At 41.9% G+C, this 26,027-nt stretch carries 20 protein-coding genes; 8 read left to right on the top strand and 12 right to left on the bottom strand.

The features are described from left to right. Nucleotides 1-391: 391 nt before the first annotated feature. From ACWB0I_RS12530 to ddpX, 7 genes are all read right to left on the bottom strand, one after another. A complete protein-coding gene (locus ACWB0I_RS12530; protein WP_479388408.1) occupies nucleotides 392-2,155 on the bottom strand; it encodes a SpoIIE family protein phosphatase in 1,764 nt (587 codons plus the stop codon). Next, nucleotides 2,152-2,607, bottom strand: a complete 456-nt coding sequence (locus ACWB0I_RS12525) for an ATP-binding protein (protein ID WP_479388407.1) — start codon at nucleotides 2,605-2,607, stop codon at nucleotides 2,152-2,154. The genes ACWB0I_RS12530 and ACWB0I_RS12525 overlap by 4 nt, the downstream gene beginning before the upstream one ends. Before the next feature lie 39 nt (nucleotides 2,608-2,646). Next, nucleotides 2,647-2,988, bottom strand: coding sequence for an STAS domain-containing protein (locus tag ACWB0I_RS12520; RefSeq protein ID WP_479388406.1), 342 nt, complete (start codon nucleotides 2,986-2,988; stop codon nucleotides 2,647-2,649). A 13-nt stretch (nucleotides 2,989-3,001) separates the two neighbouring features. Continuing rightward, entirely contained in the window at nucleotides 3,002-5,089 is a 2,088-nt protein-coding gene (locus ACWB0I_RS12515; protein WP_479388405.1) for a GAF domain-containing SpoIIE family protein phosphatase, read from the bottom strand. Next, nucleotides 5,086-6,348 (bottom strand): hypothetical protein, encoded by a 1,263-nt coding sequence (locus ACWB0I_RS12510; RefSeq protein WP_479388404.1) that lies wholly within the window; start codon nucleotides 6,346-6,348, stop codon nucleotides 5,086-5,088. The genes ACWB0I_RS12515 and ACWB0I_RS12510 overlap by 4 nt, the downstream gene beginning before the upstream one ends. A 5-nt stretch (nucleotides 6,349-6,353) precedes the next feature. Next, nucleotides 6,354-7,013: an adenylate kinase gene (locus ACWB0I_RS12505; protein WP_479388403.1), complete on the bottom strand. Its 660-nt coding sequence runs from the start codon at nucleotides 7,011-7,013 to the stop codon at nucleotides 6,354-6,356. 164 nt (nucleotides 7,014-7,177) lie between these two features. Further along, a complete protein-coding gene (gene ddpX / locus ACWB0I_RS12500) occupies nucleotides 7,178-7,807 on the bottom strand; it encodes a D-alanyl-D-alanine dipeptidase (protein WP_479388402.1) in 630 nt (209 codons plus the stop codon). A gap of 412 nt (nucleotides 7,808-8,219) precedes the next feature. On the opposite strand from ddpX, the gene ACWB0I_RS12495 reads away from it, so the two are divergent. Then, nucleotides 8,220-9,251 carry a branched-chain amino acid aminotransferase gene (locus ACWB0I_RS12495; protein ID WP_479388401.1) on the top strand — a complete coding sequence of 344 codons (1,032 nt, stop codon included), beginning with the start codon at nucleotides 8,220-8,222 and terminating at the stop codon, nucleotides 9,249-9,251. Between the two features lie 35 nt (nucleotides 9,252-9,286). Here ACWB0I_RS12495 and ACWB0I_RS12490 read toward each other — a convergent pair whose 3' ends face one another. Further along, complete coding sequence (locus tag ACWB0I_RS12490) at nucleotides 9,287-9,634, bottom strand: DUF948 domain-containing protein (RefSeq protein WP_479388400.1); 348 nt, start codon at nucleotides 9,632-9,634, stop codon at nucleotides 9,287-9,289. A gap of 105 nt (nucleotides 9,635-9,739) precedes the next feature. Next, nucleotides 9,740-10,090, bottom strand: coding sequence for a YtxH domain-containing protein (locus ACWB0I_RS12485; protein WP_479388399.1), 351 nt, complete (start codon nucleotides 10,088-10,090; stop codon nucleotides 9,740-9,742). A gap of 1,003 nt (nucleotides 10,091-11,093) precedes the next feature. Here ACWB0I_RS12485 and ACWB0I_RS12480 point away from each other — a divergent pair. Together ACWB0I_RS12480 and ACWB0I_RS12475 are read left to right on the top strand one after the other, a co-directional pair. After that, nucleotides 11,094-14,294 carry a VWA domain-containing protein gene (locus tag ACWB0I_RS12480; RefSeq protein ID WP_479388398.1) on the top strand — a complete coding sequence of 1,067 codons (3,201 nt, stop codon included), beginning with the start codon at nucleotides 11,094-11,096 and terminating at the stop codon, nucleotides 14,292-14,294. 440 nt (nucleotides 14,295-14,734) lie between these two features. Further along, the gene (locus tag ACWB0I_RS12475) at nucleotides 14,735-16,990 is read left to right on the top strand and encodes a FlgD immunoglobulin-like domain containing protein (protein ID WP_479388397.1); all 2,256 of its coding nucleotides are present in this window, start codon (nucleotides 14,735-14,737) and stop codon (nucleotides 16,988-16,990) included. A gap of 1,014 nt (nucleotides 16,991-18,004) precedes the next feature. Here the strand turns inward: ACWB0I_RS12475 and ACWB0I_RS12470 are convergent. Together ACWB0I_RS12470 and ACWB0I_RS12465 are read right to left on the bottom strand one after the other, a co-directional pair. Further along, a complete protein-coding gene (locus ACWB0I_RS12470; RefSeq protein WP_479388396.1) occupies nucleotides 18,005-19,240 on the bottom strand; it encodes a sigma-54-dependent transcriptional regulator in 1,236 nt (411 codons plus the stop codon). Next, a complete protein-coding gene (locus ACWB0I_RS12465) occupies nucleotides 19,233-19,874 on the bottom strand; it encodes a hypothetical protein (RefSeq protein ID WP_479388395.1) in 642 nt (213 codons plus the stop codon). The genes ACWB0I_RS12470 and ACWB0I_RS12465 overlap by 8 nt, the downstream gene beginning before the upstream one ends. 247 nt (nucleotides 19,875-20,121) lie before the next feature. On the opposite strand from ACWB0I_RS12465, the gene ACWB0I_RS12460 reads away from it, so the two are divergent. From ACWB0I_RS12460 to ACWB0I_RS12440, 5 genes are all read left to right on the top strand, one after another. After that, the gene (locus ACWB0I_RS12460) at nucleotides 20,122-20,853 is read left to right on the top strand and encodes a sulfite exporter TauE/SafE family protein (RefSeq protein WP_479388394.1); all 732 of its coding nucleotides are present in this window, start codon (nucleotides 20,122-20,124) and stop codon (nucleotides 20,851-20,853) included. A gap of 325 nt (nucleotides 20,854-21,178) precedes the next feature. Next, nucleotides 21,179-21,859, top strand: a complete 681-nt coding sequence (locus ACWB0I_RS12455; RefSeq protein ID WP_479388393.1) for a nucleoside recognition domain-containing protein — start codon at nucleotides 21,179-21,181, stop codon at nucleotides 21,857-21,859. After that, nucleotides 21,852-22,385, top strand: a complete 534-nt coding sequence (locus ACWB0I_RS12450) for a spore maturation protein (protein ID WP_479388392.1) — start codon at nucleotides 21,852-21,854, stop codon at nucleotides 22,383-22,385. The genes ACWB0I_RS12455 and ACWB0I_RS12450 overlap by 8 nt, the downstream gene beginning before the upstream one ends. Before the next feature lie 69 nt (nucleotides 22,386-22,454). After that, nucleotides 22,455-22,925, top strand: a complete 471-nt coding sequence (locus ACWB0I_RS12445) for a DUF4920 domain-containing protein (RefSeq protein ID WP_479388391.1) — start codon at nucleotides 22,455-22,457, stop codon at nucleotides 22,923-22,925. Between the two features lie 418 nt (nucleotides 22,926-23,343). Beyond that, on the top strand, nucleotides 23,344-23,907 hold the full coding sequence (locus ACWB0I_RS12440; protein ID WP_479388390.1) for a PepSY-associated TM helix domain-containing protein: 564 nt from the start codon (nucleotides 23,344-23,346) through the stop codon (nucleotides 23,905-23,907). Between the two features lie 28 nt (nucleotides 23,908-23,935). Here the strand turns inward: ACWB0I_RS12440 and ACWB0I_RS12435 are convergent, their stop codons facing one another. Beyond that, entirely contained in the window at nucleotides 23,936-24,559 is a 624-nt protein-coding gene (locus tag ACWB0I_RS12435; RefSeq protein ID WP_479388389.1) for a superoxide dismutase, read from the bottom strand. Between the last annotated feature and the right edge of the window lie 1,468 nt (nucleotides 24,560-26,027).

The raw sequence follows: 26,027 nt of genomic DNA, 5'->3' as shown, positions 1-26,027 counted from the left end.
TCGGATATTTTATTATTAAAGGAAATTTGGAGAAAATTTTTTAAGATGAATAAATAAGAAAGGATACCTCTGTCCAAAATTTAAAAAAAATCGATTTTTATTTGACTTTTAACATAACGGTTGAATGTCCTGTCCCCGAAGATCGGGATTTCTGCTTCGCTACAACAGGCTGGTGCTGCCAGACTGGCCTGTCAGGCTGGTGCTGCCAGACTGGCCTTTCCCCGAGAATCGTGGCGATGGGATGTTCAGTCTACCAGTGGAGATCTCGAACTGAAGCTCGAGTTACGTTACGCCTGAGAATTGTCTGCAAGTGTAAGGGATTCTTCCTCCCGCTAAAGCGGGATTCAGAATGACATTTCGGCACGCGCCCTCACCGCCTGGGCACAATGAATTATTTACGTTTAACGGTCAGGAGGGTAATATCATCGCTTTGCGGCGCCTGGCGGGCAAACTGAGTTAATCGTTCCACAATGTAGGTATTTAAACTTTGTACAGAATGCCTCAGACCATTGTTCAGTAATATCTCTTTTAATCGCTCTTCTCCAAACTCCTGTTCGGCCAAATTCATGCACTCCGTTACCCCATCGGTGTACATGATGATGAGCTCATTGCGCTCTAATCGTCCGGTACCCGACTGGTATTCGGCCGTGGGGAAAATACCCAGCAAAAAGCCGCCTTCTGAAAGCTCTGCGATTTGCCCATCATGGCTTAAATAATAGGGCGGATTATGTCCAGCATTAACATATTCGAAGCGACCATTATGGAGATTCAGTTTCAAAATAAAAAATGTAATAAAGTGCTCGATGGAGGTATTCTTAAAAATTAACTGATTCAGTTTTTGTGTGATTTGCGCCAGCGAGTAGTTTTCTGAGTACAGGGTATGTAATCCCGCCTGTAAATTGGACATCAGCAGGGCCGCCGGCATGCCTTTACCAGAAACATCGGCAATGGTTAAAATTAGCTCATCTTCGTTGATCTGCAAAACATCAAAATAATCGCCTCCTACCTGTTTGCTGGGAATATTCAGTCCATGAATATCGAACGCTCCCGTTTGAGGGAAGGTTGCGGGCAACAGGCGGTTCTGGATGGTTCTGGCAATGTTCAGTTCTTCCTCCATGCGCTCTTTTTCGATGGTTTCTTTGATCAAGCGCGAATTCTCCAGGGCAATCATGGCAATATTGGCCAGCGTAGAAACAAATTCCACTTGCAGGGGCTCGTAAGGTTTGCCATCCATGCGGGGCCCCAGGAAAATGAACCCTCCCACTTTACTCTTCATTTCCATGGGTACCACAAGCTGAATTTTAAGGCGCAATAGATATTCAAATTCTTCTGATCTGCTAAGCAACAATGGTTCCTTTATTTCAGAAAGGCGCCCGACATCCTTGAGCACCTCATCACAACAGCTTTCATCAAAATAAGAGCCCTGACGGAAAACCACCTGCCAGCCGTCATCTCTTTTTAACACGACGAAAAACTGATTGACCAGCAACTGGCCCATCAAGGAAAAAGAGAGTTGTTTTAAAATGCTTTCTTCCTCAAAAAGGAGATTCAATTCCTTACCAATTTCAAACAGGGTGTTCAGTTCCTGAATTTTCTCATCCAGCGAACGATTGACTTTCTTAAGTTCATCGATGATCAGGGCATTTTCAATGGCTTGTCCGGCAATATTGCAAATAGAAAACAAAAAATCGATTTCATCATTGGTAAATGGTTGACGGGTTAATTTGGGACCAAAGCCAATCAGCCCTTTGATCTGATTATTAAAAAGCATAGGCAACAAAAGCTCGATGCGCATGGATTGGAACAGTTTTTTTAAAGCTGCATCCGTTTCCGGCGCGGAAAGAAGGATCGGCTCCCTGGGGGCCTTTGGAATTTCCAGCGTTTTATTTAACCATTCCCGGGGCAGGCCTTTTACATTTAAAACCTTAAATTCCTTTTCTGCTAATTTAACCATGGCCAGGCCCTTACTAATCAGCATGCGCCCCATGGGGATCAAGAGCACATTATCCAGAATACTCTGTAAGTTCAGCGAGGCATTTAATTGCTGGCTGAGTTCAAACAGGGAAGAAAGCTCCAACAAACGTTTATCTAATTCCCTGGTTTCCAGCTCGTTTTTATGCCGTTCACGGAAACTACTTAAATAGGAAGCCTTCATTGTACGTTTATCGCTTTTTTAAATTTGACCATCTGCACCTCGGTCTTCTGTCCTGGATCGATATGGAAATTTACCTCATCCATCACTTTTTTTATTAGATGGATGCCCAACCCGCCGGCCCTGGCTTTTTTCATGGCGTGGTTAATATCCGGACTGGGAAGGGATTGCGGATCAAATCCGGGCCCGTAATCGATCACTTTAATTTCGATTTTTTCTGCATCCAGGGCAATCTCAATATCGATCATTTTTGAGGTGTCATAGTGGTAGGCATGCTTCATGGCATTGGTGCAGGCCTCATCCACAGCCAGCTCAATCTGATCAATCTGATCTGTGCTAAAACCGGCATCGGTAGTCAGGCGGTGCACAAAATCTCTAACGATTTGCAGATTGTCGGTCGAAGCGGAAATCTGCAATCGAAATTTCTGTTTCCTATTTTTCTTTGGCTTGCTCATATATTACATTTCGTATTTTTTTACTAAAAGTTGCCAGGCCTAAAACTTTTCTCTGGCCTCTTGCTCATCCTGATAAATTTCGAACAGGGCCGGAAAGCCCAACAGATCGAAAACTTTGAACACGCGTTGCGAAAGATTGGCCAGTTTGATATCACCTCCGTTATTACGCACTTCTTCAATAAACCCCATAAAAACACCCAATCCGGCGCTACTGATGTAATCCAGATTTTTGAAATTGACCACAATTTTGTAGCGCCCATTCTCTACCAGTTCGCTTAGAGCCTGTTCAAATTGGGGCACAGTATGTGCGTCTAAAAAGCCCTTCAGATAAAGTACGGAAACTTCGTCTTTATCCACACGCTCTACCTCAAAACCTTTCATGTATTGCCTCCTGTTATTCCACTCGCTTGATGACAATCAGGGTCAAATCATCGTGTAGATGCTGCCCTTCTGCAAAGTTAAAAACGTCTTCAATAAGTTTTTCTTTAATCATTTCCACAGATTGATCGGCATGTTGTTTCAGAATGCCGGCCAGGCGTTGTTCGGTGTATTCTTCATTTTTGGCATTCATAGCTTCAGACAGGCCATCCGTGTAAAGGACCAGCACATCTCCGGCTTCAAGGATCAGGGTTTGTTCCTTTAAGGATTCCTGAAAAATCGGTCCCCGATCCAGGCCCACCGCAATACCGGGCGGTTGATGATAAAGCACAACGCCTGTACGGGCCTGGTAATGAACCAGCGGACAATGGCCGGCCCGCACAAAAGTAAGCCGGTGCTGCTTAAAATCCAATAAGGCAAAAATTAAAGTAATAAAAGATTTTTTCTCCAGGCTAGCTGACAACACCTGATTGGTATGACGCAATATCTCGTAGGGCGATTGCTTCTGCTGCGCTACGGATTGAATGATTCCCTTTACTTCGGCCATGTAAAAGGCCGCCGACGTCCCCTTGCCGCTCACATCACCAATTACAATTCCCAATTGCTCAGTAGGCTGCTGAACGATGAAATCGAAGTAATCGCCTCCTACTTCATAGGCGGTAATGGTTTCGGTGGTCAACTGGTAACCGTTTAATCGGGGCAGGGACTGGGGCAATAAGCGTAATTGCACCTCGCGGGCAATTTGCAGCTCTTTTTCCAGACGTTCCCGCTCGAACGATTTTTGCAATAAACTGCTGTTTTCCAGAGATACAGCCACCTGATTGGCAAAGGCCTCCAACAGATTTACGTCATCCGGATCAAAGCCGAAAACCGAAGCTTTACCAGCGTACAGTAAACCAAAAAACTGATTTTTAGCCCCAATAATGGGAATAATGACCAGGGAATTAATTTTTGTCCGGAACCCGGAAAAATATTCTTTTTTCTGAACATTGGTCAGTTCATTGAGCACCAGGGTTTGTTTTTGATTCAGAACCTGATCACTCAATGGCTTCAGGGCGCCTCTTTCCAGTTTGCTGACATCCTGAACCATGAGATTTTTTGTAGCCATAATATTCAACTTATTTTCTGAAGGCAGAAAAAGCTCAATCCAGCTTACATGAGAATCCGTTACTTCAATGATCAGATTGGTTATTAAATGCGTAAGCTTTTGCGTGTCCATTTCTAGCGAAATAACGCGCGTCAGGTTTTGCAGGCTATTGACCTCCTGCATTTTACGTTCAAAAATGCGGGCCGTAGGCAACTGCAGCAACAGGTACAGAGAACTGGTGAGCGTGTAAAAAAACAAGAAGAACCAGCTTCCATTAATGAAAACGGCCTGAGCTAAACTGTGGTAAGCAACCGGTAATTCGTAAGCAAAATCGAACAAATAAGAAACGCCCCACAAAAAGAGGAAAGAGAGAAAAGTGTAATAGAATTTTTCTTTACGACTCAAATAGGTAATCCAGCTATTACGTAAGGAAAGCAGGAATAAAAAGATCAAAGTCAGCACAAAAGCGCTGTTGTTGTATATTCCGTTACCGCTAAAGGTCAGATCGAGCGGCGTTTTTAAAACACTGGTCAGAATTGCCGTTACAATTAGAAACAACAGGCTGAAATAAAAGTAGAATCGTGTGTTCTTTTTGGGTTTGTAAAAGATCAAATTGCGCAATGACAGAATAAAGCCCACCATCGAAAAAAGTCCGATAAAAGAAATGAGATTGGAATAGATAATGGTTTTTAAGTCATCGGTCTGGGGTGGAAAATCGATGGTCACATATTCCGGCTGAAAAAGCTGTTTTAACAGGAAAACCGTTCCATAAATGGTAAGCAAATTGATGACGATTATTTTCAGGTTGTATTGTACATTCTTGCTGTTAAAAATCTGCAATCTTTTCAGATAGAGGTAGATCAGCCAGATAATAAAAACGCTTAACCCCTCGTGAATGTAGTTCAGAAGGTTGAACAACCCTAAATTTTTCAGGCCAATCCAGTCAAATAAAAACGAGACGGCCTCTAGGCCCAGGATAACGAATAAGAGTAAATGTCTGGTTAGTTTTCCGGTCATTCGATTTTAATCCTAAATGGAAAAGGAGCATCCTTAATTCGACCAATCACCTGTCCCTGAACGGTCAGATGAATGACCTGATGCAACGCCCGATCGGCAATCACAATATTGCCATTGTAAGGATTTACGGCAAGGTCTTCAATTTTTTTAAACCCACTCAATGTGTTAAGACGTACTCCGGTGCCAGAAAGTTGCAAAATTCTGGCTCCATCGTCTGAATTCTGCGCCAGCCACAACGATTGATCAAGCGCGCTCTGCCGCACAAGATCAATGTCGCTCCCGCGGTAAATCAGCTGCCTTTTACGCGTCAATGGCGAATAGCGGTACACAAAACTACTATCGGATTTCCGGCTTATGAAATACAGCTCACTCCCCTGCAGATTAGCGCTTAAAAAGGTTAATTGCCCGGAGTCTTCAATCGTCGTCAACCTGGCGCCATTTTTGTCATAGCCCACAATCTGATTGAGTTCGCTATCCAGAACGTAAACCATTCCGGAAACATCAATGGCAATGATCAGAGGTTTTTCCAGCGCATCGTCGATCAGTTTCAGGCTTTGCAGATTGTCAGCCGGCAAAAGAAAAAGGGCCCCTGAAGAATCCGAAACCCAGAAGGCATTCTGCTGCTCATGGTAGGCGCAGGCGTAAGGGTATTTTAAGTCTTCGAGACCGTCCAGAAATTGCCCGCTGCGGGAATCGATCAACTCCACATAATGAAATAGGGGGTAGGTGACCAAAAGTTGCTGGCCATCGCGATTGAGCGCCAGATCCTGCGGAATCCAGATCGCGTAATGCGTTAAATATTTGTGGTTCAAATCATAAGCGTATTTGTAAAAGTATTCGTCCCAGCGATCCAGAATCCAGATTTTGCCTGGACCGGGAATGGTACTCAAAACCCTGGTGGGCGGCGATTCCGAAGAGCGGCCAATCAGCCGCAAATAATAGGAATGCTTTAAATTAAAAGAAACGGTTGTATCGGTAAACGTGTTCTGATCAGAAGTTACAACCGCCCGGCTTTTAAAGACCTTTTCTCCCTGTAATTTGCGGTAAATATGAAATCCGCTGTATTCGATGTGTCCCGGAGGCTGCCATGAAAAACGGATGAGAGAATCGGCCCGGGTTAGTCTTAATGAGAAATCTAAGGAATCGATGTTGCTTTTGGGATCAAAAACATTTTGCCGTTCCCGCACAGAACAGGAGCCTAAAGCCCACAGCGCCGCTATGAACAGAAAAATTCTTACTTTTTCTTGAAATAAGCTCAAAACCTTTAAGCCTGCTGAAACACACTCGTTAAAATTTCCTCGATTTCTTTAAACACTTCATCAATCGATCGGTTTCCGTCAATCGTGTAAAATTTATTCAGCTTTTTGTAATAATCTCTGACAGGCGCGGTTTGATCATGGTACACCTGCAAGCGTTTATGAATCGTTTCCTCGTTGTCATCTTCACGTTTGACAATGCGCCCGCCACATTTGGGACACTTGAGATCAGCGGGAATGGGATTAGCTACAGGGTCAAATATAGCGCCGCAATTTTCGCAAATGCGACGAGCTGTAAGTCGCTTAATGATTACATTTTCCGGAACCACAATTTCAATACAGATGGGTGAGGGTAACTGTTTTTCTTTGAATAATTGATCCAGTCCCTCGGCCTGGGCAAAGGTACGCGGAAATCCATCCAGGATAAACCCGTTTCTACAATCAGGCTGGGAAATGCGTTCGCTGATCAGGCCCAGCATGATGTCATCCGAAACCAGCTCTCCGCTGGCAATAATGGCCTCGGCCTTCTTTCCCAATTCGGTGCCCTGGCGAATGGCTTCACGCAACATGTCGCCTGTCGAAATTTGAGGAATGTTGTATTTCTGGCTAATCAATTTAGCCTGCGTTCCCTTACCCACACCCGGTGCGCCAAATAAAATGATGTACATAAACAAACTCCCCTTTTCACTTTTCTTTTTTCATGTTGTACATTACAATCAAGTCATCAATATTGGAATAAAAACCGTTACTTTACTTTTATGACACACGGCAACCCAAACATGGTTCGGGAAGCCATTTGTAACCAATTTAAATAGAAAATTAATCCGCAAAATTATTTTTTAAGCATACTATCAATCTGGGAAAAAGAAAAATCCATAACCGGGTATTTGTGGTAGCCCACCAGATCATAATGCCACCATTCCGAAGAAATGGGTTTGAACCCGTGTTTTTCCATTACCGTTTTCAATATCCATCGATTCAGGCGTATTCTGGCCGGTAATTTCATATAATCATGATGGGCCCGCCTGGTAAAATTATCAAATTCGGTGGGCATGGGTAGTTCCTGGCCGGTTGAATCAACCAGGGTCACATCCACGGCACAACCACGGTTATGGCGGGATCCTCTGGCCGGGTTGGCCACATACCTGGGGTCGGGCATAATTTGCCACATCGTTCTCTGAACGCTTAATGGACGGTAGCCGTCAAAAATTTTTAATCCCAGACCTATCTGCCGGAGTTCTTTTTGCACAGCATGCAATTTTAAAGCCGCTTCCTTTACTAAAAAACAACGCGCCTGGGGGTAAACCGCCCGATGTAAGAAGTTGTTCTCTGTAGCATAACGAATATCCAGCACGATGGTTGGATTCAGTTTCTGAATATCCACAAATTCCGGTATTTGTTGAACTCGCTGCCCGTACAGGACAGAACAGCTCATCAAAAATAAGAGTAAAAATCTACGCATGGTCTGGCCTTTTTTTTCATGTTTTAAAGCAGTTGTAAGATAATCAATAATCCAAAACGAAAAAAGCCTAAAATCACATTATCTGGCCAAAATTGGTTTAAAAAGATTTGTATCATTTACAAATAAATGATATTTTCTTTATGAAAAATCGTACGATCTTAAACAATGAAAGAACGCTACGAGTTGCCCGGAAAGTAAAAACGATCCATCTGTTTCTCTTCTCATTAAAACAAGAGAGGAGAGAAATCGTATTCTTATTCGAAAATGGGATTTACAAATCGCATGTTTTGGCCGAATGTTTTAAACGTTAGTAAAGCGATCATTAAAAAATTTTGATCATTTTCCCCTTATCTCCCGAGCGAGGGGATAAGGGGTTTTTTATTTTAAATGCAGTTAATAAGGAGGCAATAGAATGGAAAGAGCAAACCTTGACTGGGCTAACCTGGATTTCAGCTATGTAAAAACGGATTACCACCTGGAATACTACTTTAAAGATGGCCAATGGTCCGATGTAAAAATTGTGGAATCTGATACGATTGCATTACACATGGCGGCGACATCTCTGCACTATGGCCAGCAATGTTTTGAAGGTTTAAAGGCTTTTGAGCGCGCCGATGGCAAAATTTCAGCATTCAGAGTCGATGAAAACGCCAAACGCATGAAACGCTCTGCTGAAAAGATTATGATGCAACCTTTTCCGGAAGACAAATTCATTGAAGCGGTTTTCAAGGTTGTGCAATTAAATCGACGGTTTATTCCACCCTATGGTTCCGGAGCCAGCCTGTACATTCGTCCCCTTCTTTTAGGCACTTCAGGGATTGTGGGGGTAAAGCCTTCACATGAATATCTTTTCTTAATCTTTGCGACGCCGGTCGGTCCCTATTTTAAGGGCGGTCTTAAACCCATTCGTTTGCTTGTGGAAGAAGAGATTGACCGCGCAGCTCCTTTGGGTGTGGGGGATGTCAAGGTTGGTGGTAATTACGCTGCCGGACTTCGTGCGTCCATCAAAGCTAAATCGCTGGGTTACAACGAAGTGCTCTATCTGGACGCTAAACATAAAAAGTACATCGATGAATCGGGCCCGGCTAACTTTTTTGCTATTACCAAAGACCATAAATACGTAACGCCGGCTTCGAGCTCCATCTTGCCCAGCATTACCAATAAGAGCTTACGCGTCCTGGCCGAAAAGGAATTAGGCATGACGGTTGAGCAAAGAGCCGTGGATGTGGAAGAGATTTTCGATTTTGCAGAGGCTGGTTGTTGTGGAACGGCAGCCGTCATCACCCCGGTCGAAAGCATAAAATATCGAGATCGCGAAGTGGTTTACCTGAAAAATGAAGATATTGGCCCAACCTGCAAAAAACTTTACGATACCTTAACCGGAATCCAGCTTGGTACGGTAGAAGACAAATATGGCTGGAATTTTGAAATTCCCATGGATTAATATTCGTTTCAGGGAGAGCGGATTGTATGCTCTCCCTAATTTTTCTTTGGCCAGGACAAAAGTCTGTTTAACAATTGAATCACTGTGCCAATAATTTGAGCAATATTGACCAGCGGTTCTTTGATTTCCTTGGTGATGGTGTGTTCAACCTGAGCGATGTCCTCAACTGTATCTTCTGCTGTTTTCATTACTTTATCCAGACGTTCTGTAACACTGTGCACATTCTTTAAAATATCCGGTAAGTCATCATTTAAAACGGCCAGTGTCTTGTTCAGGCGCCCCAGTGTATCCCGGAAACGTAAAATTACTGGAATCAGGAGATAGATCAGCACGGTTAATGATAACAAAAAAATTACGAATGCTACTTCCCATACCCCGGTCATATCATGAGCTCCTCTTGCTGCTTATGAAAATTTGAGAATTAATAAGTGCGTTCCCTCCGTTTCCAGGAACGCACTTTAAATCGGGACTGTTTTGAATGGACTTGATCAGGCGTTTTTGGAAGCTTTGGTCTTACGCTCTTTTTTGGCCGGCTTCTCTTCTTCGCTGCTCTTTAGCTCTTCTTCAAATTCGCGCTCTTCCCTGGAAATCTCTTCTTCACCCTGAAAAACGCTTTTACCTTTTTCCAGGGTTTCCGACACCTTGTCGCGCAAAGTATCCAGTTCTTCTTTTAACTTGTTCAGCTCCACACGCGCTCTGTCGTACAACTCTTCAGACTCATCTTTAAGCGATTCGCGTACATCTCGACCTGGTTTTGGAGCGAACAAAATACCAATTGCTGCGCCAATAAAACCGCCTACCAAAAAGCCTTTTACAAAATTTCCGCCATTATCTGCCATGACACCCTCCTACGATTTAATGATTGGACCAAAATAACGAAATAAATGTTTATTTTCAATATTCGAATAGTTTTATTAAAAGTAAAGGAATAAGTTTCAATATTTTTAGAAAAAGGAGAAGGAAATAAGTTACAAGGGGGTGGGAGGCAGAGGAGCCGCTTCAGCGGCTTAAATGGGCTGGGCATGAATTCAAAATTGCGTTGTGAAGGAAACGGTAGTGCGACTTGCGGGAGCTTTATTTGCCAGATTAGCCTGCTCAAGTCATCGGCTCATAACGACGGTTATTACTCATCCCGATTCATCGGGATGAAGGCCGGTGCTAAGTCTTTTTCCGAATTCCCGCTTTAGCGGGATGAGGCTGGTGCCGCCCTGTATGGCCAGATTCAAGTTTCGAAATTTTTTGTAAAGCTGAAATGGGGATAGGACTAAAACGAGAACTCCCTTACGTTGCCTTTACGTGTTTGCCAATGTAAGGGATTCTTCTCCCCCGATAAATCGGGGACTCAGAATGACATGCCGGCACGGTTCCTCACCGCCTGGGCATAAGTTGCCCCTTCGCAAATTAATTCGTAATTCGTCATTCGTAATTTTTAATTTAAAAATACTTCTCTGTGCTCTCTGTGGTTACTTAAATTACTGTGAAAATGTTTTTGGTTGCGGCTTGGCTGCCTTAGATTATTAGTTAGAGCACTCCACACACGCAATATTAATAGATAAAATAAAATTTAGCTTGGCATGGTGTTTGCAATTTATACTTACAGCTCGTGGTTTAATAACAAACATTTTAATAAACAAGGTAATGTGAGAAAAGCTTTGTAAGGCGTCATGGAAGACGAATTTTGGTAAAGCTTAAAAAATTTAAATTGTACAAAACGTAGAATTTAGGATCATTTCAAATATCCCTAGAGAATTGGAATGATGAAAAATCATTCAATATTGATTAATACTCTGATAATCGGAATTTTGATATGACTCAAAGTAACCAACAAAGGAGGGCGACTTTATGCGAAAGATGTTATTCTATTTTGTAATGACTTTAATTCTCAATAATTACATTTGGGGTCAAGAGTTATTGAGAGCAACTTCAAATTTGCAGCAAAAACCCACAATTACAAAGGGGCAGCTTTTAAAGAGTAATGCGATTCAACGTAATCAAACTGCACGTTCACTAACAGTGGTGGGGAGTGATCTATTTTATGATGATTTTGAAGGTTCGACTGATAACTGGGTGCGAATCGACAGTCCATGGCAAATTGGTGCTCCTACTTATGGCCCCAGTTCCGGGTATTCTTCTACGAAATGCGCCGGAACAAATTTAAGTGGGACCTACTCATCTAATTTGAACAGCTGGTTTCAAAGTAAAGCAATAAGTTTGCCTACTCTTTCTTCGAGCGATGAATCAATCGTCCTAAAATTCGATGAATGGTATCAATTAGAAAGTGGTTATGATTATGGATATGTGTATATTAGAGCCAATGGTGGGAGTTGGATTCAATTAAGTAATCGTACTGGCACCAGCGATTGGGTAGAATCAGAAATTGATTTGACAACTTATGCCGGAGATGATGTGGAAATTTTATTTTATCTCACATCTGATGGAAGCAATGAATACGCAGGCTGGTATATAGATAATGTTAAAGTGCAGGTTTTAGGTATCGAACCTTTGACTACCAAAATTACTTCTTTGGATCCTACTAAATTTCCATTTATATATATGAATGTTTTAGTTGACACATTTAATACAGGAATTACAACATTAACTAAGGATAATTTTACCGTTTTAGAAAATGATGTGGTTCAAACCGATTATTTTGATGTCTCTCCTCCCGAAACCAGCGGGGGTACACGTCTGGCTGATGTAATTTTTGTCCTTGATGTTTCAGGAAGTATGGGGGATGAAATAGATGCCGTAAAAGCTAATATGGAAGATTTCATAAATTCTTTGGATGAAAGTGGAGTCGATTATCGAGTAGGTTTTATTACTTTTGCAGATATTATTTATGTCTATAATGATTATGAATTATATGAAGGAAAAGATAATATTCTTTCCATTATTGAAAATATCCAATTAGGAGAACATGGGATTGGAGACGGAGGTGATTATCCAGAAAATCAATTGAAAGCAATGGCAGAAGGATCGCATATGAATTTCAGACCAGGCTCTCAAAAAATAGAAATTATGCTCACTGATGCCATTGCTCATGAAAATGATGGTGTAACGACATGGACAGTATCATCTCTGATTGATCAATTATTAGCTTCGGATGTAAATTGCTATCCAGTCTTTAATACAGGCGATACGAATCAGCAAAATCAATATATTCCAATTGCTGAAGCAACAAATCCTGATGGAAAATACTATTACATTTATGATAACTTTAATGAAATTATTAATGATATCAGCACTTCGATAAGTAATACTTATGTAATTCATTACAAGTCGAGTGATCCGGAGTTTAACGGAATACCTCGTAATGTGGAGGTCAGAGTAAATTATAATGGTGAAACCAGTTCTGATTTTGCTTCTTATACACCCGGGGCTGCTCCAAGAATAGAACGTACGGAAACTACTAAAGTCTTACATGATAAGGCCTGGGCAGAAGGCACTTCTTTTACGATTGAAGTAAATATCACTGATAACATTGAACCATATGTCCAATCTGCAACTTTGTATTATCGGACTACTGGAAATACGGATTTTGAGAATGTTCCAATGACGCTGGTTAGTGGCAATTTATATCGCGCCACCATCCCTGTCTCTGTAGTATTACATCCAGGTATTGATTATTACATCTCTGCGACAGATGGGCAGGTGTTGAGTACAGATCCCTTAACGGATCCACGTTTAAACCCATATCAGATAGCCGTTTTACCCAATGAAGCTCCCAAAATTGTCCATACCCCTTTAACTACTCTAATCCCAGGAAAAGATTTGACTGTTGTTGCTGAAGTATCCGACGTTACTAATACCCTGACAGATGTCGCATTATTTTATCGTGAAACAGGACAGCTACTTTACACAGGGCTAGAGATGATAAACACTTCTGGAAACACATATTCCGCTGTGATTCCAGGTAGCGCAGTAACCATGAATGGTGTTGATTATTATATTAAGGCCACCGATGACTTTGGCGTAAGTTCTTACCATGGCACTGCGGATAATCCACACCGAATATTAAGTGGGATGGGGGCTCCAACTATTCTTTCCATAATTGATGTGCCAAATGATCAAGGTGGTAAAGTTTTAATTACCTGGAATGCTTCAAGCCTTGATAACGGTTCAGTAGAGAATCCGGTTCAATTTTATAGTATTTGGAGAGCCATTCCGGTTGAGAATAAAAACTTGGACGTTCCAAGTGTACTAAACGTTAACGTAGATAAGGATTTTAAAGGTGAAGCCACAAGAGAAAAAATACTTGGTGGCAACACAATTTATTGGGAGTGGATAGCCAATCAACCTGCCCATAAATTGCCGGATTATAGTTATGTCGCTGAAACGCTTTATGACTCTATGTCTACCACTCCTGGCTGGCATTACTTCTTTATTTCGGCCCATACAGCAACCGAATTTTATGATTCATCCCCAGATAGTGGTTATTCAGTTGATAATCTTGCTCCAGCCCCCCCGATTAAGGTGTTTGCCGTATATTATTCTGAAACAAAGGAAGTGCGTCTCACCTGGGAAGAAAATCTGGAAACAGATTTAAAACTCTACAACGTTTTTAGAAAGATAAAGGGAACTTCTGATTGGCAATGGATTGGGAGCACCCCAGAACCGCAATTTTCTGACCATATATCTAATCCTGAAGACATTTATAATTACATTTATTCTGTAAATGCAGAAGATGTACATGAAAATGTTAGTAAATTAAGTGAAGCCGTGGAAGTTGTAACTTCTATTGAAAAATCTGATAATAGAATTCCTGAAAAATTTGAATTAAAACAGAATTATCCTAATCCATTCAATCCAACTACTACAATCTCTTTTAACTTACCTAAATCGAAACTCGTTAATCTGATAATTTATAACGCTTCTGGTCAAAAAATTCGAACCTTATTTCAGGGCAACCTCAATCCTGGAAATTACAAAACGTTATGGGACGGTACCGACGATACCGGTAAACATGTTTCCAGCGGAGTTTACCTCTACCAGATACGTGCCGGTGACTTTGTACAAACAAGGAAGATGGTTTTAATGAAATAGAAAAGCGAACAAAATAGAAAAAATGTTGCAGGCGCTCTTCAGGATTGGTGCCTGCTTTTTTGGAATTTATTTTGACAACATGGAATTTTTTAAAGCTCTAACACAATGGTGATTTTATATCTAAGGCAGCAGAGCCGCAACCAAGAGTGCGAGAAACTTTTTTATTACAATTATTTTTCTAACAGATTTAGCAGTTATTCGAAGATACAATTTAAACCAACGCTTCAACACGCCCCTCTAAAAGCAGCATTAAAAATTTCGCATCCCGCTAAGCGGGATAGAAGTTTTGAAGGAAGTATTCTAAGCCAGGTAGAGAACCTGAAAATGGGAAAGCGGATTTGCTCGCAGGTATAGTTGAATTTAAATAATAGGAGTTTTAAAATACTGAAAGAATAGAATTCTTTTTATAATAAACCTTTTAACTTATGGGGGAAAAGAAAATGCAATCAAAGGCAATTGTTCGAAAGTTCCCATGGATGGAGCTCCTTATATTATTAATACCCATTCTTGCCAGTGCGCAGGATGTGCCGCTACGTCCGCTCAATTCAGCATATTATCCTTCACAAATTCACAAAACACCTCCTGCAATAGACCGTCCCCTGCAAATTAGCCAGAGCGATTTCAACGTGGCTCAGATCGGACGCTGGCCCTACGGGCCCTGCTATGCAGTTGCGGTCGATTCCGTAAGAAATTTAGCTTTTGTTGGCAATGGCGGTGTAATGGAAATTCTGGAAATTTCAGATCCCGCATCACCGCAATCCCTGGGGCAAGTTATAACTCCCTGTGTTGTCGAAGGGATATTTGTTTCAGGTGGCTACGCCTATGTGGCCAATAATTGGTCTGGGCTGCGCATCATTGATGTGGGCGACCCGAGAAATCCCAAGGAGGTGGGTTTCTTTGATACTATTGGGAATGCATATGGCGTGTATGTCAGCGGCAGCCATGCTTATGTGACGGATGGAAGTGATGGTTTGCGTATCATTGATGTTAGCAACCCAGCCAAACCCAAGGAGGTAGGTTTCTTTGATACCGGAATGAATGCAGTTGGTGTGTATGTCGACGGCAGCCATGCTTATGTGGCGGATTGGAATGCGGGTTTGCGCATCATTGATGTGAGCGACCCGATGAATCCTAAGGAGGTGGGTTCCTTTGATACCGGGGGATATGCAGGCGATGTGTATGTTAACGATCACTACGCCTATATCGCGAATTGGGATGCGGGTTTGCGCATCATTGATGTGAGCGATCCGACGAATCCTAAGGAGGTAGGTTCCTTTGATACAGTAAGTCGTGCATTAGGCATCTATGTCAGCGGCAAACATGCCTACGTGGCGGATGGTTATGATGGGCTGCGCATCATCGATGTGAATAATCCCGCCAATCCACAGGAAGTGGGATTCTTTGATACCGCAAGTTATGCAATGGATGTCTATGTGTGCGACGGACATGCCTATGTTGCGGATGGGTATGATGGGTTGTCCATCATCGATGTGAATAACTCCGCCATTCCACAGGAGGTGCATTTTTATTATACCAGGAGTCTAGCATGGGACGTCTATATCAGCGGTAGCCATGCATATGTGGCGGATTGGAATGCGGGTTTGCGCATCATTGATGTGAGCGACCCGACCAATCCTCAGGAGGTGGGTTTCTTTGATACCGGAAGCTATGCCTATGGCGTGTATGTCAGCGGCAGCTATGCCTATGTGGCTGATGGGTATGATGGGCTGCGCGTCATTGATGTAAGCGACCCGACCAATCCCCAGGAAGTGGGTTTCTTTAATACCAAAGGGGATGCAGAAGACGTCTATATCAACGGCCACTATGCTTACGTGGCGGATAGAAGTGATGGGCTGCGCATTATTGATGTGACCGATCCAACGAATCCTAAGGAGGTGGGTTTCTTTGATACTATTGGGAATGCATACGGCGTGTATGTCAGCGACAGCCATGCCTATGTGGCGGATGGGGATAATGGGTTACGCATCATTGATGTGAGCGATCCAACGAATCCTAAAGAGGTGGGTTTCTTTGATACTATTGGGAATGCATATGGCGTGTATGTCAGCGATAGCCATGCCTATGTGGCCGATGCCTGGTATGGTTTACGTGTTATCGATGTTAGTACCCCTGCAACCCCGCAGGAGGTCGGTTTCTTTGATACCAGAGATTGGGCATTAGGGGTTTTTATCAGCGGCAGCTATGCCTATGTGGCGGATCGGCAGAAAGGTTTGATCATCATCGATATTAGCAACCCGACGAATCCCCAGGAGGTGGGTTTCTTTGATACCGGGGGGAATGCAGAAAACGTTTACGTTAGTGATAACCTTGCCTATGTAGCGGATGGATCAGATGGTTTATATATTTTGAAATTTACCGGGACAACATCAGTCTCCGCAAAAGACAGCCCCATACCCAAACAGATTATTTTGTTGCAAAATTCACCTAACCCCTTCAATCCCAGTACCACCATTACTTACGATCTGACCAAAGCCAGTTCAGTGACCTTAACTATCCATAACACCTTGGGGCAGAAAATTAAAACATTGGTTCATAAACAGCTCCCTGCAGGGCGATATGAGGTACTATGGGATGGACGGGACGAAACCGGACGGGAGGTGGCATCAGGCGTTTACCTTTACCAGATACGCGCAGGGAATTTTGTGCAAACCAGGAAAATGGTCTTAATGCGATAGGTATCAAAATTCATTTTGTTCTTTGTAAAAGGCAGGTTTTCCCTGCCTTTTTTGTAATAAGACTTATTATTCTTTATGGCTTTATTGCTCTCAAATCCACATATCTCATACGCCAGTTCAATTATATTTTACAGATAGAACCCTGTTTTTTTAAAAGGTAGATAGCAATATTCGATTAACTTTTAAAACAAAAATCCCAAAATCAATCACTCAAAAAATAAACGGAAATTATTTCAACCATACCTCGAATTATTTATTTATAAAATATCTTACAATACAGTTGTGTCAAAATTCCCAAGAAATATTACATTTATTAACCATTACAATTCTCTCTCTTCTTGATTTAATTCCTTTGATTCTAAAGATGTTAAAATTACAATAATTTTTGATTTTTAGAATACTTCCATTAAAGGATCTATCGCTTTAGCTTGCAAAAATTTTTGTGTTAATGATCCTAACCCCCCGGCTCCCTTTCCTTTATTAAAAGAAGGGAAGGGGGAGCAAATTGTGCAGCTTTGCTTAGTTCTACTCCGATATGTTAAGATATTTTGCCATCTTTGCGCACTTTGTGAATGCTTCTCCCTTACAAAGCCTCGAGCTGAAGCTCGAGTTACGTTGCTCTTTCGAATGGTCTGCCAATGTAAGGGATTCTTCACACCCGATAAATCTGGGGATTCAGAATGACATGCCGGCACGGGGCCTCACCGCCTGGGCACAAATTGTCTCTTTGCAAAATAATTCGTAATTCGTAATTTAAACATGCTTCTCTGTGCGCTCTGTGGTTACTTAAATTCCTGTGTAAATGTCTTTTGGTTGCGGCTTGGCTTCCTTAGCCTTCCATTCCTTTTATTTTTCTATTTCCTTTTTTATTGAAAGCAAACCCACCCCCAGCCCCTCCCAGGAGGGGAGCTGTGTTGTGCCCCTTCCAGGAGGGAAATCTTGTCTCCACTCCTCCGGAGGGGACTAAGAGGGTGGGTCAACTCCTTTCGAGCCGGCCAGAGCTTACCATCTTTTTTAATCTTTAATCTTTAATTCGTTTTTCCGTCTCTTAATTTTCAGCATTTCATTAATGAGCTGCTTTACATCTTGCTCATTTCCCGAGGTCTTTAAAGCATTTAAGAGTCGATCATAGTTTAAAGCCAGTTTAGCAATATCGATATCGATCACGCCATTCCTATTAAAAGTAACCATTAATTTGGCCACCTGTTTCAGTTGTCCGGTGTTACCAGGCCAGTTTTCCTGTTTGACTAAATCAAACACTTCCGGAGCGATTTGATTAATAAAAGCTCCCGAAGCCTGGCTTTCCATTTGTACAAAGTGTTGCAAAAGTTGCGGAATATCCTGAGGCCTTTCGCGCAGTGCCGGCAGTTTTATGGTAAAATTTGATAGCAGATTGTAAAGTTGCGGTAAAAACAGGCCCCGATTCATTAATTCATTTAAATTGGCCGATGAAGATGCAATAATGCGGATATCAATGGATGGCGCATGCGTATTGTTATGAAAATAAAAGAAGTTTTGGTGCAACAGCTGGCTCAAATGCTGCTGAATTTTAAGGTTGAGTTGATGAATTTCTTTGAGGAAAAGAGTGCCCTGGTGCGCCTGTTGAAAAATCTGGCGACAAAAATCATAAATTTCGTTTTCTTTTACTTTTTGATTCTGGCAATAATGGGTGACAAACGGACCATATTTTCTGGCACTGGTAAAGTGTAAGAATCGGGCGATCAATTCCTTGCCTGTTCCTTTCTCGCCTAAAATAAGCAACCTTTCTGGTTTGTCCGGAATGGAAGCCAGCAGGCTGAGCGCTTTTTTAATCGTATCTCCCAGTCCTACACGGCTCATCGATTGTTCCAGATCATTTATTAACCGTTTGTTCAATTTTGCAAGTTTTCGTAAGTGCAGGGCGTTTTTGAGAGTTAGCACCAGCCTGTCCAATTCAATAGGTTTTTCCAGACAATCAAAAGCGCCGGCTCCAATCAAAAGGTCCAGCGGTTCCAATACAGAACTGCCTGAAATCATAATAACCGGAACTTCATCTTTGTGCTTTTTAATTTCTTTTAAAATGGCCAGCCCATCCAGTTGCTGTGCCAGAATCATATCCACCAGAATGACGTCCCAATCTTGCTTAAGGGCCCTGTCTAACCCTTTCCAGGCGTCGGTTTCAAATTCAATATGAAAATTTTTCAGCTCAAGCGATTTCTGTATTTGTTCACAATAGGCTTTATTGTCATCGATTAAAAAGATTTTAGGCATGTTCGGACTCTGCTCCCGAATTTAGATTAAAAATTAAGATTAAAATGTATTTTCCTTTTGAATATGCTTTTTGGGCAATGTTTATTCCCAGCAAGGAGGCCAGATGAGCAATAACCCGTTCATCGAATGCATTCTCCGTTTTAAGGTCGGGGGATAACAAGGTTGTCCGATTAAGTTCTTTTTTTGCCAGTAAAGCGATTTGCAATTGTTGGTCTGCAGGTGTGGATTGAATTTCTACAGGGCCGAAGTTTTGAAGAAAGCTGAACAGGGTTTCAAAAAACCAGCGTAACAGATCGGGCTGAGCGTAAATAATGAAACTTTGTGAGGGATTTTTGAACAATATTTGGTTTTGCTTTTGAGTCAGTTCCAATAAAACCTGGCCCAGGTTAACCTGCTCCATGTTCTGCGTTGTATTACGCGACAAACTGAGCGCCCGATTCAAAGCGCGAATACTAATCTTAATATTCTCTTGAATAACTTGCAGAAATTCATCGATCTGGTTCCGCTGTTCTGTCGGTAGTTGAAGATCATCCAGCACAAACTTGAGATTAGAAGCAGCTAACTTCAGTGTGGATAATTCGTTTTTTACATTATGAATTAAACGATTGATTAAAAAATTTTGATCAAGGTCCATCTTTTTCCCGGATATTCAAAAGTCTCCTTAGGCAATCAATCTATGGATTAATCACCGGCTTTAAAGTTACTTAAAAAATGATCAAATACCAAAGAAGTTTTGGGATGCGGTAGCCGGAGAAAACAATCGTTAATGAGTCAACCGTTCGCTCCGAGGAAATGCGATGTCGTTTTTTTCTTCTTTTAAAAAAATATTTTGGAATAAATTTCAAAAAATAATAAACTTCTCAAAATTTACGAGGAGCAGGATGGTTCAAATTGTCTCATTACTATTGATTGGCACCATAGCCGGATTTGTAAATGTACTGGCCGGAGGAGGCTCTTCTTTGACGCTTCCTGCCTTGATTTTATTAGGATTGGATGGCGCAACGGCCAATGGCACCAATCGCATCGCTATTCTGGCGCAGAATATTTTGGCAGTCTCTGGTTTCCAGCAAAGTAAAAAAAATGAATTTGGGCGTAGTTTCCGATACGCTTTACTTACCCTACCTGGCGCGTTGATTGGCGCCGTTGTGGCCGTGAATATTCAGGAAATCTGGTTCAAGCGCATCCTTTCGCTGGTTATTGTTTTTGTAATCATTAGCCTGTTCTTTCCTAAAAAGCAGGTGCAAAAGAATCGTTTTACTAAAAAAGCTCATCTCTATTTAGCTCTGTTGGGAGTGGGATTTTACGGGGGATTTATTCAGGTTGGTGTGGGATTTATTTTGATGGCCACGCTGTTTCATCTGGCCCAATTTGATCTGGTGCGTGTCAACGTTTACAAGGTGTTTATTGTACTTATTTACACTCTGCCGGCGCTGATAATTTTCATTGTTTCCGGAAATGTAAATTGGCTTTGGGGATTAATATTGGCAGCGGGCAATGGATTCGGTGGCTGGCTCGGCGCTCATGTGACGGTTCGTAAAGGAGAGAGGATCATCCGCATGGTTTTAGTGTTGGCTCTGCTGATTATGGTTGTAAAAATGCTCAATCTCTATTAGCTTGTGTTTGTGGTTCAATTCAGGGCGAAAGATGAACATTAATCGAGCACGCTCAGGTTGCCAGAATGCACCAGAGGTCAACCGAAAAAATGTTTCATTGAACAGCTCTTTATTGTAGAGAGAAAAGAAAATCATTCTTCTTTTTTGGCCCTGACGAGGAGAAAGAATTTTAAAACGGGGCGAAAATTCCATGAGTCACTCTGTCTGGAGTTGGCAACATTAGAGGTGTTTTGTTAGAGAGAAGCCAGAGACAATGAGCATTAATCTTATGAGAGAGCAAGAAAGATAGTAAAGTTCAAAATAAATAAACCAATAAGGAGGTACCATGCTAAATCATATCTGGGCCTGGATGATCATCCTTAGCATTTTTATTGCCGGGATTAATGACGTTTATCATGAACTCAATCGGCCGCAGAAACAGAAAACAGAGCAAAAGGTGACACAGCGCAATCTGAATAAGGAGACCAAATTGGGCCAGGTTACTTCTGCAGCCATTGAAGCGGCCAACACCTCTGTAAAAATAGCGATTGGTCTGATTGGCGTAATGGCTTTGTGGCTGGGCGTGATGCGTGTGGCCGAAAAGGCCGGTATGATCGATATTATTGCCCGTCTGGTGCGTCCGATTACCAAGCGATTATTCCCAACGATTCCTTCCACCCATCCGGCCATTGGGGCCATGATTATGAATATTGCCGCCAATATGTTGGGCTTAAGTAATGCGGCCACGCCACTGGGTCTGAAAGCCATGGAAGAGCTGGACAAATTAAATCCCAAAAAGGGCGAGGCAACCGACGATATGATTACTTTTCTGGTCATTAATACCAGCGCCATCACTCTGGTTCCGGCTACGGCCATTGCCATTCGCGCTTCGATGGGATCGGTTAATCCGCAAAAAATTGTAATTCCCTCCATTATTGCAGCCACTATGGCCACGATTGTTGGCCTGACCACGGTTAAACTGATTCAATATTTCCAGAGAAAAAAGGGAGGTAAGGAAAATGTTTAAACTGGTGATCGATTGGCTGTCTATCCTGGCCATTCCCCTCATTCTGTTGTTTTTTATCGGATTTGGCTATTTTAAAAAGGTGAAAGTTTACGAAGAGTTTGTGGAAGGCGCCAAAGAAGGGTTTAATGTGGGCGTGACAATCATTCCGTATCTGGTAGCCATGTTGGTGGCCATTGCCATGTTCCGGGCTTGTGGCGCTCTGGAGTTTTTGACCAACATTCTGGGAAGTGTGACCAGCAAAATTGGAATTCCTGGAGAAGTTTTGCCCATGGCTTTCATGCGTCCCCTGTCCGGTAGTGGCTCGATTAGTGTAATGACCGAAATCATGAAAACCTATGGCGTAGACTCTCTCTACGGTTTTATGGCTTCCACCATGTTCGGCAGTACGGAAACCACATTTTATGTGGTGGCTGTCTATTTTGGAGCCATCAATGTGCGCAACACACGGTATGCCATACCGGCAGGCCTGCTGGCTGATATTGCCGGATTGATTACTGCAGTTTACATCTGTCGCTTAATGTTTTAAATTGAGATATGGAAAAGTTAGATGTGCATTTATTATTAAATTAACATTAACCATGAAGGAGGTTTACCAATGCTATTTAAAAGGGTTTTATTCATTTCGGTTCTATTGTTTGCCGGTATTCTTTATGCTCAAGAGTGGAAAACTTTTGGTAAAGCATTAACTTTAAAGGACACCACCCTCATCTCTAAAATTTTAGAGAACCCAGAATCCTTTGTTGGTAAAAAGGTGCTGGTTAAAGGTAGAGTGGTCGATGTTTGTAAAAAACGTGGCTGCTGGATGGAAATTGCCAGTGATCAGGATTTTCAATCCATTCGTGTCAAAGTAAAGGATGGCGAGATTGTTTTTCCGCTGGAAGCCAAAGGCCGGGAAGCCCTGGTGGAAGGCATCGTGGAAAAACTGGTGATTTCCAAAGAGAATTTGATTAAAGCCATGAAACATCATGCAGAGGAACATGGCGAACCCTTTGATTCGACGAAAATCACCTCTGGTAAAACCATTTACCGTTTACGCGGTTTGGGCGCTAAAATCAAAATGGATTAACGATTGTGTTTTGAAACAGTAAATACGTTTTGCTTGTAGAGCTGACAACAGTGTACGAAGAAGTGTAGTGGCCCCTCGTAATTAGTGTTAAAGATAGCCGGGCAGAGGGCAGAACATTGTTGGGGATTGCCTGCTGCCAGTGAAAGTGATTTTTCTCCCCGATAAATGGGGGAATGGAATGTCAGGCAGCTTGGCTTCTCATCCCTTTAAACACCGGTCATAATTTCACAAGAAATTCGAAATTGGCAAGGGAAGGTCGCAAGACAAATTCTTTTTTGTGCCTTTGTAGCTTTATTGTGTGTTTAAAGGGTGATTAAGCCCTGTTGCTCGGCTTAGCCGTATTTAGCAGAGACCTGGAAAATAGCTGTTTTACAAAAATTGCTGATAATGTGCCATCTAATTTGATGAGGCGTAACGTATGAAGCGAATCAACTGGCGAAAGTGGAATAATATTTTACACCGTGATATCGGCTACCTGGCTGCTGGATTGACCATTATTTATGCCATTTCCGGTATTGCGGTGAACCATGTGGATGACTGGAATCCCAATTACAATATTCGAACCGTTAAGGTACAAACCACACCGATTCCGGCCAATACTGTCGAGAAAACAGATCTGATCAAATCTGTGTTAAAGCAATTACAAATTCCGGAAGTTCCTCAAAGCCACTTCAGACCATCTCCGGACGAGCTCCATCTCTTTTTTGAAAACAAAACACTTAAATTAAATTTGGCAACCGGAGCAGGGGAGTGGGAAATAGTGGAAAAAAGACCGATTTTGTTTGAATTCAATTACTTACATTTAAATCATGCTAAACGCTGGTGGACCTATTTTGCCGATTTATATGCCATTGCATTACTATTTTTGACCATTAGCGGTTTATTTGTTTTGAAAGGTAAAAAAGGATTGGCAGGCAGGGGAAAGTGGTTAACTGCTATTGGCATATTAATTCCGGTATTCTTTTTACTTGTTTATCAATAAAAAAGCCAGGCAGAGCCTGGCTTTTAGTTTAGAGCGCTTTTTGGAAATTTTCCTCTACTTTTTGCCAGTTTATGACGTTGAAAAAGTTGTTCAAATATTCATTGCGCCTGTTCTGATATTTCAGATAATAAGCGTGTTCCCAGACATCGACCCCCAGGACAGGAGTGCCTTTGAATTCACTAATATCCATCAGTGGATTATCCTGATTGGGTGTAGAACCAATCACCAGTCTCTTTTGAGAATCCACAATCAGCCAGGCCCAACCCGACCCGAAGCGCGTCATTCCGGCTTTATGAAATTGTTCTCTAAAGGTTTCAAAGGAACCAAACGTGTTGTCAATGGCTCGGGCCAGTTCTCCAACTGGTTTTCCATTTTCGTTCTTTTGCAATAAGGCCCAAAAAAAGCTGTGATTCCAATGCCCGCCGCCATTGTTGCGTACAGCCGTCTGAATATCTTGCGGAACACTGCTCAGGTTGTTAAGAAGACTGTCCAACGACATGTCCTGCAGTTCAGGATGGCTCTCCAGCGCTTTATTTAAATTATTGACATATCCGCCGTGATGCTTGGTGTAATGAATTTCCATGGTCATGGCATCAATGAAAGGTTCAAGTGCATCATAAGCAAACCCTAATTCAGGTAATTTATGAGACATAACAATTCCTCCATTTTTTTTGGTAAACGATTTAGTTGTAATAATGCAAAAGACTGAACAATTATTCCCAAACGGTGAATTGGTGGAACAATTACTCTAAGGCAGCAAAACCGCAACCAAAAAACTTCCTTGGGGATTTAAACAACCACAGAGGGCACAGGGAAGTATTTTTAAATTAAAAATTAAAAATTACGAATTACGAATTAATTTGCGAAGGGGCAACTTATGCCCAGGCGGTGAGGAACCGTGCCGGCATGTCATTCTGAGTCCCCGATTTATCGGGGGCGAAGAATCCCTTACATTGGCAGACCATTCGAAAGAGCAATGTAACTCGTGCTTCAGTCCGCGACTTTGTAAGGGCGAAGCATTTATGGTGAGCTTTTGTTTTAAAACCCATCCCCCCGTTCCCCTTCCCTTTAAAAAAGAGAAGGGGGAGTTTTAACCTTTGCTTTGTAAAATTTGATTTCAAAATGTTTATCTACTCAAACGTTTGGGATAGTCCTGTAATTAGGCAGCTTAAAAATTTTCGCATCCCGCCGTGGCGGGATATAAGTTTTGCAGGAAGTTTTCCAAAAAACTCACCCCCTTATTCCCCTTCTCTTTTGGCAAAGAGAGGGGGAAGTGAATTTGCCTGACGTGCTGGGATGGCTGTAGTTAGGGGGTGAGTTAAGAATAATTTTTTTGCAAATAATTTTACAATTTTTGGGGGATGCTAAAGTCGTACAAATGAAGCTCAAACGGTCTCCCGGAAATTTAAAATCAATTTATTTTAAGTCGCACCTATTTAAAGAATTAGAAAGATTTGTTTTCTGAAAAACTCACCCCCTCATTCCCCCTTGCTTTTGGCAAAGAAAGGGGGATGTGGATTGGCCTGACGTGCTGGAATGGCTTTCGTTAGGGGGTGAGTTAAGATTGCTGTTTGGGAAAATATTTTGTTACTCTGCAAATTTTGGGGATATTCCACTATTAAAAAGAGCTAAATGTTTCCCCAAAACTTAAGCTTAATTTATTTTAAGTCGCTGCTATTTAAAGCATTAGAAAGATTTGTTTTCTGAAAAACTCACCCCCTTATTCCCCCTCTCTTTTGGCAAAGAGAGGGGGAGGTGGATTTGCCTGATGTGCTGGGATGGCTGTAGTTAGGGGGTGAGTTAAGAATAATTTTTTTGCAAATACTTTTACAATTTTTGGGGGATGCTAAAGTCGTACAAATGAAGCTCAAACGGTCTCCCGGAAATTTAAAATCAATTTATTTTAAATCGCTGCTATTTAAAGCATTAGAAAGATTGGTTTTTTAAAAAAACTCACCCCCTTATTCCCCCTTGCTTTTGGCAAAGAGAGGGGGAAGTGAGTCCACCTAACATGCTGGAATGGTTTTAGTTAGGGGGTGAGTTAATAATAAATTTTTGCAAATACTTTGTTATTTTTACAAGTTTTGGGGGATACTAAAGTCGTACAAATGAAGCTCAAA

The organism is Caldithrix sp., from assembly GCF_056497305.1.
This window is presented reverse-complemented; position numbering and strand designations above follow the sequence as displayed.

Bases quoted from the DNA above. Each gene is read 5' to 3' on its own strand.
- ACWB0I_RS12445 (WP_479388391.1), top strand. From the start codon at position 22,455: ATGCTATTTAAAAGGGTTTTATTCATTTCGGTTCTATTGTTTGCCGGT.
- ddpX (WP_479388402.1), bottom strand. From the start codon at position 7,807: ATGCGTAGATTTTTACTCTTATTTTTGATGAGCTGTTCTGTCCTGTAC.
- ACWB0I_RS12470 (WP_479388396.1), bottom strand. From the start codon at position 19,240: ATGCCTAAAATCTTTTTAATCGATGACAATAAAGCCTATTGTGAACAA.
- ACWB0I_RS12515 (WP_479388405.1), bottom strand. From the start codon at position 5,089: ATGACCGGAAAACTAACCAGACATTTACTCTTATTCGTTATCCTGGGC.
- ACWB0I_RS12530 (WP_479388408.1), bottom strand. From the start codon at position 2,155: ATGAAGGCTTCCTATTTAAGTAGTTTCCGTGAACGGCATAAAAACGAG.
- ACWB0I_RS12495 (WP_479388401.1), top strand. From the start codon at position 8,220: ATGGAAAGAGCAAACCTTGACTGGGCTAACCTGGATTTCAGCTATGTA.
- ACWB0I_RS12465 (WP_479388395.1), bottom strand. From the start codon at position 19,874: ATGGACCTTGATCAAAATTTTTTAATCAATCGTTTAATTCATAATGTA.
- ACWB0I_RS12455 (WP_479388393.1), top strand. From the start codon at position 21,179: ATGCTAAATCATATCTGGGCCTGGATGATCATCCTTAGCATTTTTATT.
- ACWB0I_RS12505 (WP_479388403.1), bottom strand. From the start codon at position 7,013: ATGTACATCATTTTATTTGGCGCACCGGGTGTGGGTAAGGGAACGCAG.
- ACWB0I_RS12435 (WP_479388389.1), bottom strand. From the start codon at position 24,559: ATGTCTCATAAATTACCTGAATTAGGGTTTGCTTATGATGCACTTGAA.
- ACWB0I_RS12520 (WP_479388406.1), bottom strand. From the start codon at position 2,988: ATGAAAGGTTTTGAGGTAGAGCGTGTGGATAAAGACGAAGTTTCCGTA.
- ACWB0I_RS12525 (WP_479388407.1), bottom strand. From the start codon at position 2,607: ATGAGCAAGCCAAAGAAAAATAGGAAACAGAAATTTCGATTGCAGATT.
- ACWB0I_RS12480 (WP_479388398.1), top strand. From the start codon at position 11,094: ATGCGAAAGATGTTATTCTATTTTGTAATGACTTTAATTCTCAATAAT.
- ACWB0I_RS12450 (WP_479388392.1), top strand. From the start codon at position 21,852: ATGTTTAAACTGGTGATCGATTGGCTGTCTATCCTGGCCATTCCCCTC.
- ACWB0I_RS12440 (WP_479388390.1), top strand. From the start codon at position 23,344: ATGAAGCGAATCAACTGGCGAAAGTGGAATAATATTTTACACCGTGAT.
- ACWB0I_RS12460 (WP_479388394.1), top strand. From the start codon at position 20,122: ATGGTTCAAATTGTCTCATTACTATTGATTGGCACCATAGCCGGATTT.
- ACWB0I_RS12475 (WP_479388397.1), top strand. From the start codon at position 14,735: ATGCAATCAAAGGCAATTGTTCGAAAGTTCCCATGGATGGAGCTCCTT.
- ACWB0I_RS12490 (WP_479388400.1), bottom strand. From the start codon at position 9,634: ATGACCGGGGTATGGGAAGTAGCATTCGTAATTTTTTTGTTATCATTA.
- ACWB0I_RS12485 (WP_479388399.1), bottom strand. From the start codon at position 10,090: ATGGCAGATAATGGCGGAAATTTTGTAAAAGGCTTTTTGGTAGGCGGT.